An 11411-nucleotide genomic window follows, 5' to 3' on the forward strand; every position below is an offset into this window, starting at 1 on the left:
CCTGATCCCGCTGGCCTTCCTCGTCATCATCCTGATCGGCACCGGACTGCTGATGCTGCCGGCGGCGCGCGCCGACGGGACCGCGACCCCGCTGCTGACCGCGCTGTTCACCTCGACCTCGGCGGTCTGCGTGACCGGACTGGTGGTGGTCGACACCCCGCACTACTGGTCGACGTTCGGTCACGTGGTGATCATGAGCCTGTTCCAGATCGGCGGCTTCGGCATCATGGCCGGCGCCACCCTGATGGGCATGCTGGTCGCCGGACGCCTCAACCTGGGCACCCGCGTCGCCGCCCAGGCCGAGACCCGGCTGGGCCTGGGCAATGTCGGCGGCGTGGTCCGGATCGTGCTGCTGACCACCTTCCTGGTCGAGGCCAGCGCCGCCGTGGTGCTGACCCTGCGCCTGTACTTCGGCTACGACTACAGCTTCGGGCTGGCCGCCTGGGAGGGCGTGTTCCACGCGATATCGGCATTCAACAACGCCGGCTTCGCGCTGTGGTCGAGCAGCCTGATGGATTTCGCCAGCGACGCCTGGGTGATGATCCCGGTCAGCCTGGCAGTGCTGCTGGGCGGGGTCGGCTTCCCGGTGCTGTACGAGCTGCGGCACAAGATGTTCGACTACCGGCGCTGGTCGGTGCACAGCAAGATCACCGTGCTGGGCACCGGCATCCTGGCGCTGTGCGGCGCGCTGGTGCTGGCGCTCTACGAATGGAACAACCCCGCGACCCTCGCCCCGATGGGACTGGAGGGCAAGCTGCTGAGCGTGCTGTTCGGCTCGATCACCGCGCGCACCGCCGGCTTCAACTCGATCGACACCGGCGCGATGACGATCGAAAGCCAGGCCGCGACCTGGGCGTTGATGTTCATCGGCGGCGGCAGCGCCAGTACCGCCGGCGGCATCAAACTGACCACCTTCTTCCTGCTGGGCTTCGCGGTGTGGTCGGAGATCCGCAACGAGACCGACACCATCGCCTTCGGCCGCCGCATCCCCAACGAAACCCTGCGGCTGGCGCTGACCGTGGTGCTGATGGCGATGGCGGTGCTGTCGTTCGGCACCCTGGCGCTGCTGAGCGTGACCGACCTGCCGCTGCACGACGTGATCTTCGAGTCGGTGTCGGCGGTGTCCACCGTCGGCCTGTCGACCGGCATCACCGGCCAGTTGCCGCCGGCCGGGCAGTGCATCGTGATCGCCATGATGTTCATCGGCCGTGTCGGCTCGGTGACCCTGGCCACCGGCCTGGCGCTGCGCGCGCGACGGCGCCTGTACCGCTATCCGGAGGAGCGCCCGATCGTTGGCTGAGCCCGCACGCGTATTGGCATACACTCCCCCACTGTTTCCTGCATCCCGGGCGCACGTGTCCCGGCGCGGACCGGACCGAGCATGAAGACTGGCCCCAAACCCCCCATCCAGAGCGACAGCGTCGCGGTCATCGGCCTGGGCCGCTTCGGCGGCGCGGTGGCCGAATCCCTGATGCGCATGGGCCACGAGGTCCTGGGCATCGACTCCAACGCCGAACTGGTGCAGAAGTGGGCCGATCGCCTGACCCACGTGGTCCAGGCCGACGCCACCGACGCCGAGGTGCTGCGCCAGCTGGGCATGAACCATATCCAGCACGCGGTGGTCGCGATCGGCAGCGACATCGAGGCCAGCGTGCTGACCGTGCTGGCGCTTGAGGAGCTGGGCCTGCGCGACATCTGGGCCAAGGCCACCGGCACCCGCCACGGCCTGATCCTGGAGCGCACCGGCGCCCACCACGTGGTCCATCCGGAGGCGGCGATGGGCGAACGCGTCGCCCACCTGGTCACCGGCAAGATGATGGACTTCCTCGAGTTCGAGGACGGCTTCGCGATCGCCAAGACCCGCGCCCCGGACGAATCGCTCGAAAAGACCCTGAGCGAGTCCAACCTGCGCCAGAAGCACGGCATCACCGTGGTCGGGATCAAGCGCCGCCACGCCGATTTCATCTACGCCCAGGCCGATACCTATGTCGAACCCGGCGACATCCTGGTGATCTCCGGCCCGACCAACCTGATCGAGAAGTTCGCCGCGCTGGAGTGAGCCGCGGCACGGCGTCCGCAGACGCGTGGGAGCGGCGCAAGCCGCGATGCTTTCCCCGGGGAGGTCGATCGCGGCTTGCGCCGACCCCAAGGCCTGTTCCGACGCTAGATCTCGACCTGGGTACCGAGCTCGACCAGGCGGTTGCCGGGGATGTGGAAGTAGCCGGCGACCGGCGCCGCGTTGCGATGCATGGTGGCGAACAGCTTGTCGCGCCAGATCGGCATGCCGTCGCGGCGGGCGCAGGCGACGATGCTCTCGCGGCTGAGGAAGTAGGTGGTGTCCATCGGGTCCATGGTCAGATCGCAGACGTCGCAGGTCTGCATCAGCGCCAGCGGCACGTCCGGCGTCTCCATGAAGCCGAACCGCAGCAGCACCTTGTAGAATCCGTCGCCGATCTTCTCGACGATCACCCGCTTGTGCGAATACGGCACGTTGAGGGTGGCCACGGTCAGGAACACGTTCTGCTCGTGCAGCACCTTGTTGTGCTTGAGGTTGTGCAGGAACGCGTGCGGCACCACGTTCTTGTCGGCGGTCAGGAACACCGCCGTCCCCGGCACCCGCACCGGCGGCGCCAGCATCAGGCTGGGCAGGAAGGTGCGCAGATCGATGCCCTCCTTCTGGATCTCGGCGCGCAGCAGCTTGCGGCCGCGGCGCCAGGTCCGCAGCATCGTGAACAGCACGATGCCCAGCGCGAACGGGAACCAGCCGCCCTGCGGAATCTTGACGAAATTGGCGACGAAGAACGCCAGGTCGATGCACAGCAGGGCCAGGCAGAACGGCAGCACCCAGACCCGCCAGCGCGGCCACAGCGCGCGCGCGACCACTGCCAGCAGCACGGTGTCGATCAGCATCGTCATCGACATCGACACGCCGTAGGCATTGGCCAGCGCCGACGAGCTGCCGAAACCGATCACCAGCCCGACCACGATCACCATCATCGTCCAGTTGATGCCGGGGATGTAGATCTGGCTGATGTTGTGGCTGGAGGTGTGGCGCACGGTCATGCGCGGGATGTAGCCCAGCTGCATCGCCTGCTGGGCGACCGAGAAGCCACCGGTGATCACCGCCTGCGAGGCCATCACCGTGGCCGCGGTCGACAGCACGATCAACGGGATCAGGCCCCACTCCGGCACGCCCATGTAGAACGGATTGCGCGCGGCGATCGGGTTCTCCAGCACCAGCGCGCCCTGACCCAGGTAGTTGAGCATCAGCGACGGCAGCACGAAGAAGTACCAGGCGCGACGGATCGGGCGGGCACCGAAGCGGCCCAGATCGGTGTAGATCGCCTCGCCGCCGGTGACCGCCAGGATCACCGCGCCGAGGATGAAGATGCCGCCCCAGGCGTGATCGGCGAAGAAACGCGCCGCCCACAGCGGATTGACCGCCTTCAGCACCTCCGGCGCGTGCAGGATGTCGGCGATGCCCAGCACCGCCAGGGTCAGGAACCAGATCCCGGCGATCGGCCCGAACACCAGCCGGGCGACCCGCGCGGTGTCGTGGCGCTGCAGCGCGAACAAGGCAATCAGCACCACCAGGGTGACCGGTATCACGATCACTTCCAGCTCCGGCGACACCACCTCCAGGCCCTCCACCGCCGCCAGCACCGAGATCGCCGGGGTGATCACGCCATCGCTGAAGAACAGCGCCGCGCCGAAGATGCCGACCAGGCCGATCACGTAGACCGAACGCGAACCCTTGGACAGGCTGCGCTGGGCCAGCGCCATCAGCGCCATGATGCCGCCCTCGCCCTCGTTGTCGGCGCGCAGGATCACGGTCACGTACTTGAGCGCGACCACCAGCATCAGCGACCAGAACACCAGCGACAGCAGGCCGAGCACGTTGTCGTGGTTGGGCTGCAGGCCGTAGTGCGGCGAGAAGGCTTCCTTCAGGGTGTACAGCGGGCTGGTGCCGATGTCGCCGAAGACGACGGCCATCGCGCCGACCATCAGGCCCCTCAGGCTGGTGTCGTGTTCACCCTGCCGGGACGGTGCTGGAGTCGTGGAAGCGTTCATGGGATCAGCAATCGGGGACGTAGTGCGCGCCTGTCGGTCAGCGCAGCGCGGACTTCAGGGCCTTGCGGATGATGGTGGCGGCGTCGTCGCCGTTCTCGAAAGCGGCCTTGGCCATGCGTGCGGCCTCGGCCGGCTTGTAGCCCAGTTGCTGCAGCGCGATGACCGCTTCGCTCTGGGCATCGGCGGGAATCCCGCCGCTCGCCGCCGCGCCGCCGCCGGCCAGGTCGGCGGCGCGGTCGCGCAACTCGACCACGATGCGCTCGGCGGTCTTCTTGCCGATGCCGGGAATCCGGGTCAGCGCGGTCACGTCGCCGGCCTGCACCAGCCGCGCGAACTCGTCGACGCTGACGCCCGACAGCACCGCCAGGGCGATCCTGGCGCCGATCCCGGACACTTTCTGCACGTCACGGAACAGGCGTCGCTCGGATTCGCGCATGAAGCCGTACAGCGAAACGCTGTCCTCCTTCTGCGCGTAATGGGTGAACAGCGCGACCTCGCGGCCCAGCTCGGGCAGGTCGTAGAAGGTGCTCATCGGCGCCTCCAGCTCGTAGCCGACGCCGTTGACGTCGATCACCAGCCACGGCGGCTGCTTGTGCACCAGGATGCCTTTCAGACGACCGATCATTGCCTGTCCCCCCAGACGCAGGCGCGGATGGATTGCCATGCGGCAGTCTCCCGCATGGTTGATGGCATCGTGCCCGCCGCGGGCACGATGGATCGCGACACGAACGTGCTCACCTCCGCCTCCGCAACTGATTGACCGCGATGCCGGTGCGGCCGGCGGTCGCGCTCATGTGCGCATGGGTCAGCGCGATCGCCAGCGCATCGCCGGCATCGGCCTGCAACTTGGCATCGCCGAGGTTCAACAGCAGCCGCACCATGTGCTGGACCTGGTCCTTGTCGGCCGCGCCGCGACCGACCAGCGACTGCTTGATCACCCGCGGCGCGTATTCGCTGATCGGCAGACGCCGCCTCACCACCGTCGCCAGCGCCGCGCCGCGGGCATGGCCCAGCTTCAGCGCCGAAGTCGCCGACTTGTCCATGAATACCGTCTCGATCGCGACCTGGTCGGGGCGCCACTGCTCCAACGCCGCCTCCAGGCCCTCGCACAGCAACCCGAGCCGGGACGGGAAGTCCTCGGCGGACAGCAGCTTGAGCACATCGGCATGCACGTAGCGGCAGCGGCCGTCGGCGGCGACGTCGATCACGCCGATGCCGGTGCGCTGCGAGCCGGGGTCGATGCCGAGGATGCGGGTCATTGAACCGATCGCCGGGAATGCGGGGCACAAAGCGCCCGGAGCCGAGGGGCCGCGGGAATGCGGATCGCCGGGCGCATCCGTGCATGCACCTCGCGGCACGACCCGTCGCGGCAATGGGCCGTCGTCCTCGTGGACGGCATCCCGACCGCCTCCTGCCTTGGATGAAACCAGGTCACGACGTCGAGCCTACGCGGATTACGCGTAGGCGTCCTCACCCAGTTCGGCATTGGAGTAGACGTTCTGCACGTCGTCCAGGTCCTCCAGCCAGTCCAGCAGCTTGGCGACCTGCTGCGCGGTCTCGCCCTCGACCGCGACGTCGTTGTCGGCGCGGTAGGTGATCTCGGCCTGGGCAACCTCGATGCCGGCGGCGGTCATCGCCTCGCGCACCGCCTCGAATCCCTCCGGCGAGGTCAGTACGTCGATCGATCCGTCCTCCGGATAGGCCACGACGTCTTCGGCACCGGCCTCGATCGCCGCCTCGGTGATCGCGTCCTCGTCCGCTCCCGGCGCGAAGCTGAGCACGCCGAGCTTGCGGAACATGAAGGCGACCGAGCCGTCGGTGCCGAGATTGCCGCCGAACTTGCCGAACGCGTGGCGCACGTCGGCGACGGTGCGGACCTTGTTGTCGGTCAGGCAGTCGACGATCACCGCGACCCCGCCCGGCGCGTAGCCCTCGTAGCGGATCTCCTCGTAGCTGACGCCCTCCAGCTCGCCGGTCGCCTTCTTGACCGCGCGCTCGACCACGTCCTTGCTCATGTTCGCGCCCAGCGCCTTGTCGATCGCGGTGCGCAGACGCGGGTTGTTGGCGGGATCCCCCCCGCCGGCTCGCGCGGCGACGGAGATCTCGCGGATGATCTTGGTGAACATCTTGCCGCGCTTGGCGTCCTGTGCGCCCTTGCGGTGCTGGATGTTGGCCCACTTGGAATGACCGGCCATGGTGTCCTGGATCGCTTGCCTGGTTTCGGGAATCGCCGTACCGGAGTCGGCCCGGATGGGCCGGCCCGGGTCGGGCCATGCTGCGGCGCGCAATTATAGGCAAGCCTCAGGCCTCGTGCAGGAACCGCCCGTTGCGCAGGAAATGGGCGGCCTGGGCGGCGGCATCGGCCGAGAACGCCAGACCGGTATGGCTGGCCGGCACCACGCAGTGATCGGCCAGGCCCGGCAGGCGGGTCTCGGCCAGGGCCACGGTGCCATCGGACTCGCCGTCGAACCGGGTCACCAGCCGCCCCAGGCCGCGCGCGATGTTGCCGGCGACCATGCCCACCGGCGGATGACCCCGCCAGGGCTCGCAACCACGCTGCAGCAGCGGGCCGCTGCGGCCCAGCACCAGTCCGGTCCACGCCCGCCGCCCCAGGCTGCGGGCGGTCGCGCTGCCGCACAGCGGCGACCCCAGACAGACCATCCGCGCGACCGGCAGCTCAGGCACGCGTCGCAGCGCCTCCATGCCGACCATGCCGCCGAGGCTGTGGCCGACCAGATGCACGGGCGGGCCTTCGCGCAGACGCTCGATCAGGGCGTCGACGGCCGGCTCGGGGCCGCCGAAGATGCTCGGATACCCGAATATCTCGACCCGGAAGCCGTGCCCGCGCATACGTCGCGCCAGCGGGGTCATCCAGGATCTGGCGTTCCAGATACCGTGCAGCAGCAACAGGCGTTCGGTGGAGGCGGCGTCATCACTCATGCCCGGCAGTGTCGGGCAAGCCACCGCAGACGACAACGCCCCGCTCCCGCGGCTTGTGCGGCCTTGCCCGCGAAGGATGCGGACGCCGGGCCGGCCTCAGGCGCCCGGCACCCTCAGTTCGGCGTTGACCCAGTCGTCGACCAGGCGCTTCTCATGGCCCAACGGGTCGTTGCCGAAGCGGCGGCTCGCGCGATGCAGGTAGCCCAGGTCGGTCAGCCGCCGTTCGCCCTGCGCGATCACCTGACCGCTGGCGTCGTAGCGGGTGAAGCTCAACGACAGGCGCGGCGGGTAGATATCGCGAACCACCCGGATACGGTCGCCGTCCACCCCGCGCCCGGGCTCGTAGTCGCCGGCGCGGTCGATGTCGGTGATGCGGATGTCGATGCGCTGGCCTGCCGGCAGCGCCCTGCCGGCGCGCTCGCGGATGTAGCGGGCCAGTTCCTCGACCCAGTTGCCCTGCTCGGCCTCCCAGCGATTGCCGCTGTAGCGGATCTCGCTGAAGCCGGCCGGGTCGTCCCAGCTCACGCTGACCGGGTCCTCGCCTTCCAGTTGGCGCGGACGTTCGGGGTCGGTCACGGTGCGCGCCGCGGCCTGTGTGCCCGCGAGCAGCAGGATCGCCAGCGCGGCTGTTCGGAAAACGCTACGGACGTTCATCTCGATGGCTCCGGAATCGGTATGCATGGATCGATGGCGCGGTTCGTGCCCGCTCATTGTGCATATACGTGCGACCGGGGCGGAAACGTCGCGCCCCGTCTGAATGTCGCGGAAACGTCGCGCCCCGTCTGAATGCCGCGGAAACGTCGCGCCTGCGCCGCCGGGACCATTCCGGCACGCGGTTCAACGAAGAACGGGCGGCCATTGGGCCGCCCGTTCGCACAACTGCGATCCACCCGGGATCAATGGCAGGGGTAGATCATCATCGGCCCGCGGTTGCCGTCGGTCGATCCCCAGGTCGCCACGTAGCCGTCGCACTCGATCCGCATGCCGCCGATCGGGTTGCCGTTGCCGTCGTAGTAAGTCACCTCGCCCCACTCCACGCCCAGCGCCGGATAACGCGCCAGCGCGTTGCCGGCCAGGGCGATGGTCACGGCGAACAGCGCCGCGGCCAGCACGATCCTGCGTACGGAGAGGGTCTTCTTCATCGCTTTCATCGTTCCGAACTCCTTTCGAATCGAAGGGTTGATGTGCAGGCCATGCCTGCGCGCCCACCCTAGCGCAGCGCCCGCGGCCGCGCATAACGCGATGACGGTCACACTATCGCCACCGTGCCCGTGCCGGGCCTCAGGCGTGAAGAACCGACTCAGCCTTCCGCCTTCGGCCTCACCGCGACGTGCACCTCGGCCAGCTGCGCGTCCGCGATCGGCGACGGCGCGCCGGTCATCAGGCATTGCGCGGTGGTGGTCTTGGGGAATGCGATCACGTCGCGGATCGACTCGGTGCCGGCCATCAGCGCGGCGATGCGATCGATGCCGAAGGCGATGCCGCCGTGCGGCGGCGCACCGTAGCGCAGCGCATCGAGCAGGAAACCGAACTTGGCCTCCGCCTCCTCCTTGCCGATGCCCAGCAGCTCGAACACCGCCGACTGCATCGCCGGGCGGTGGATACGGATCGAGCCGCCGCCGATCTCGTTGCCGTTGAGGACCATGTCGTAGCCGCGGCTGACCGCGGTCTTGGCGTTCGCGCGCAGGTCCTCGACATCGTCCACCGCCGGCGCGGTGAAGGGATGGTGCAGGGCGACATGGCGCCCGGCCTCGGCGTCCCATTCGAACATCGGGAAGTCGGTGACCCACAGCGGGCGCCAGCCGGCCTCGACCAGGCCGAAGTCGCGACCGGCCTTGAGCCGCAGCGCGCCCATGAAGTCGCTGACCGTGCCGTACTGGCCGGCGCCGAAGAACACAATGTCGCCGTTGCCGGCGCCGACCTCGGCCAGCAGGGCGGAGAACTGCGCCTCGTCGAAGAACTTGGCGATCGGCGAGGACACCTCGCCGCTGTCCGAAAGCTTGATGTAGGCCAGCCCGCGCGCGCCGTACTTGGCCGCGTGCGCAGCGTACTCGTCGATCTGCTTGCGGCTGAGCGAAGCGCCGCCGGGGATGCGCAGCGCGCAGACGCGGCCGCCGTCGACCCCGGCCCAGTCGGTGAACACCTTGAACTGCGAGTCCTTCACCTGGGCGTCGACATCGACCAGCTCCAGGGCGATGCGCAGGTCCGGCTTGTCGGAACCGTAGCGACGCATCGCCTCGGCCCAGGTCATGCGCGGGAACTGGCCCAGCTCGACCTCGACGACCTCGCGGAACACGTCGCGGATCATGGTTTCGGTGGCGTCCTGGACGTCGCGCTCGGACACCCAGGCGAACTCCATGTCGAGCTGGGTGAACTCCAGCTGGCGGTCGGCGCGCAGGGCTTCGTCGCGGAAGCAGCGCGCGATCTGGTAGTAGCGGTCGAAGCCGGCCACCATCAGGATCTGCTTGAACAGCTGCGGCGACTGCGGCAGCGCGTAGAACTCGCCCGGATGCATCCGCGCCGGCACCAGGAAGTCGCGCGCGCCCTCCGGCGTCGCCTTGGTCAGGATCGGAGTCTCGATGTCCTGGAAGCCGCGCCCGTCCAGCCAGCGACGCAGCGCCTGCACCAGCTTCGTGCGGGTGCGCATCTTGCGCTGCATCTCGGGAGTGCGCAGGTCCAGATAGCGGTACTGCAGGCGGATGTCCTCGCCCGGGTTCTCGTGGGCGTGGAACGGCAGCGGCTCGGCCTTGTTCAGCACTTCGATGCGGCGGGCGACGACCTCGACCTGGCCGGTCGCGATCTTCGCGTTCGGCGACTCGCGACGGCGCACCTCGCCGGTGATCCGCAGGCAGTCCTCGTAGCCGACCTTCGCCGCGGTCGCGATCACCTCGGCATTGCCGTCGACGCCCTGTTCCGGCTCGGCGACGACCTGGACGATGCCTTCGTGGTCGCGCAGATCGATGAAGCACAGGCCGCCGAGATCGCGGGCGACGTCGGCCCAGCCGCACAGGGTGACGGTCTGGCCGATCAGGGCCTCGTCGATGAGGCCGCAGTAATGGGTACGCATGGGGGCTCCGGACATGGGCCGCGGATGGAACGCGGAAAGCCGGGTAGTTTAACGGCTGATCGGCCGGCTTTCCGCCCGCGGTCGCCGCCAACAGTGCCGCAGGAGCGGCGCACGCCGCGATCGGGCCTTCTCGTGCCGGCTGCATCGCGGCTTACGCCGCTCCTACAGTCGCCCGGCGGGCGGATACCGCGCTCAGCCGGCCGTGCTGGTCCCGGACTTGGCCGGCGCCGGGGTCTTGGCGGTATCGCTCTTGCCCGAGTCGCCCTTGCCCCCATCGCTCTTGCCAGCGTTTGACTTGCCGGCGTCGCCGGCCAGGTTGCGCTTCTTGTCGCCGTCCTTCTTGAAATCGGTCTCGTACCAGCCCCCGCCGGCGAGGCGGAACTGCGGCGCGGTCAGCTGGCGCCGGACCTCGCCCGCGCCGCAGGCCGGGCACTGGCTGGGATCGGCATCGGAGAGCTTCTGCAGGCGGTCGAAACTGTGGCCGCATGCGGCGCACTCGAAGGCATAGATCGGCATGGCGGATCGGACGGCAGGTAACGGGCGGCGGCTACGGCGCAGCGCGGGGCCCGGAACACGCTGCCTGCGCATTCTGGGGCCAGGCGCCGCGGTTTCAAGCCCGGACGGCGCTCGCGCCGGCTTCCGCGCCCGCCGCCCAGGCCCGTCCGGCAACCGCTCCGGCCGCCCTGAATGGCGGCAATATTCCTGATTTTTCAATTTGTTAGGATACGGGGCTTGCCCGCAAAGAGCCGGATCAGAGCTATTGGATCGGAATCACCGGCCATGATCGCGATCGTACGCCCCCTGGCCGCGCTGCTCGTCGGCGTGGCGCTTCTGCTGATGGGCAGCGGCCTGCTCGGCACGCTGCTGGCGGTACGTGGGCGGATCGAGGGCTTCGACGACCAGACCCTGGGCCTGGTGATGTCGGCCTACTTCGTCGGTTTCTTCCTCGGCACCTACGCCGCACCGGGCCTGATCCAGCGGATCGGCCACATCCGCGCGTTCGCGTTCTACGCCGCACTGTGCGCGGCGACCGTGCTGTTGCACGCGATCTTCGTCTCGCCCTGGGCCTGGAGCGTGCTGCGCCTGCTGACCGGGATCGCCCTGGTCGGCCTGTACACGGTGATCGAAAGCTGGCTGAACGTGCAGGCACCGCCGGCGCAGCGCAGCCAGGTGTTCGCGGTCTACATGGCGGTCAACCTGTTCGCCCTGGCCGCCGGCCAATGGCTGATCGGAGTGTCGGCTCCCGCCGGCTTCGTGCTGTTCAGCCTGGTCGCGGTGCTGGTGTGCCTGGCGGCGCTGCCGGTGACCGCGAGCCGGATGACCCAGCCCGAGC

Annotated in this window: 12 protein-coding genes; 3 read left to right on the forward strand and 9 right to left on the reverse strand. The window is 68.8% G+C overall.

From position 1 onward, the window contains the following. Positions 1-1300: TrkH family potassium uptake protein (locus FKV24_RS03100; protein ID WP_211371764.1), on the forward strand; the 1300-nt coding region annotated here is incomplete at its 5' end. 81 nt (positions 1301-1381) lie between these two features. Next, positions 1382-2059 (forward strand): potassium channel family protein, encoded by a 678-nt coding sequence (locus FKV24_RS03105; protein ID WP_111267250.1) that lies wholly within the window; start codon positions 1382-1384, stop codon positions 2057-2059. A gap of 104 nt (positions 2060-2163) precedes the next feature. On the opposite strand, the gene FKV24_RS03110 is transcribed toward FKV24_RS03105, so the two are convergent. The 9 genes from FKV24_RS03110 to FKV24_RS03150 all read right to left on the reverse strand — a co-directional run bounded on the left by FKV24_RS03110 (position 2164) and on the right by FKV24_RS03150 (position 10594). Then, on the reverse strand, positions 2164-4071 hold the full coding sequence (locus tag FKV24_RS03110; RefSeq protein WP_111267251.1) for a potassium transporter Kup: 1908 nt from the start codon (positions 4069-4071) through the stop codon (positions 2164-2166). Between the two features lie 37 nt (positions 4072-4108). Next, positions 4109-4696, reverse strand: a complete 588-nt coding sequence (ruvA, locus tag FKV24_RS03115; RefSeq protein WP_141481196.1) for a Holliday junction branch migration protein RuvA — start codon at positions 4694-4696, stop codon at positions 4109-4111. Between the two features lie 109 nt (positions 4697-4805). After that, positions 4806-5330 (reverse strand): crossover junction endodeoxyribonuclease RuvC, encoded by a 525-nt coding sequence (gene ruvC, locus FKV24_RS03120; RefSeq protein ID WP_111267253.1) that lies wholly within the window; start codon positions 5328-5330, stop codon positions 4806-4808. A gap of 195 nt (positions 5331-5525) precedes the next feature. Continuing rightward, positions 5526-6266: a YebC/PmpR family DNA-binding transcriptional regulator gene (locus tag FKV24_RS03125; RefSeq protein ID WP_111267254.1), complete on the reverse strand. Its 741-nt coding sequence runs from the start codon at positions 6264-6266 to the stop codon at positions 5526-5528. Between the two features lie 106 nt (positions 6267-6372). Beyond that, positions 6373-7011 carry an esterase/lipase family protein gene (locus FKV24_RS03130; RefSeq protein ID WP_111267255.1) on the reverse strand — a complete coding sequence of 213 codons (639 nt, stop codon included), beginning with the start codon at positions 7009-7011 and terminating at the stop codon, positions 6373-6375. Positions 7012-7107: 96 nt separating this feature from the next. Beyond that, entirely contained in the window at positions 7108-7665 is a 558-nt protein-coding gene (locus tag FKV24_RS03135) for a DUF3016 domain-containing protein (protein ID WP_141481189.1), read from the reverse strand. A 242-nt stretch (positions 7666-7907) separates the two neighbouring features. Then, on the reverse strand, positions 7908-8153 hold the full coding sequence (locus FKV24_RS03140; RefSeq protein ID WP_111267256.1) for a DUF6289 family protein: 246 nt from the start codon (positions 8151-8153) through the stop codon (positions 7908-7910). 158 nt (positions 8154-8311) lie between these two features. Next, positions 8312-10078: an aspartate--tRNA ligase gene (gene aspS / locus FKV24_RS03145; protein WP_141481190.1), complete on the reverse strand. Its 1767-nt coding sequence runs from the start codon at positions 10076-10078 to the stop codon at positions 8312-8314. 192 nt (positions 10079-10270) lie between these two features. Next, complete coding sequence (locus FKV24_RS03150; RefSeq protein WP_141481192.1) at positions 10271-10594, reverse strand: FmdB family zinc ribbon protein; 324 nt, start codon at positions 10592-10594, stop codon at positions 10271-10273. 264 nt (positions 10595-10858) lie between these two features. On the opposite strand from FKV24_RS03150, the gene FKV24_RS03155 reads away from it, so the two are divergent. After that, a partial coding sequence (locus FKV24_RS03155; protein ID WP_141481194.1) for an MFS transporter occupies positions 10859-11411 on the forward strand: 553 nt, incomplete at its 3' end.

This window comes from Marilutibacter maris (genome assembly GCF_006546735.2).
Lineage (GTDB): Bacteria > Pseudomonadota > Gammaproteobacteria > Xanthomonadales > Xanthomonadaceae > Marilutibacter > Marilutibacter maris.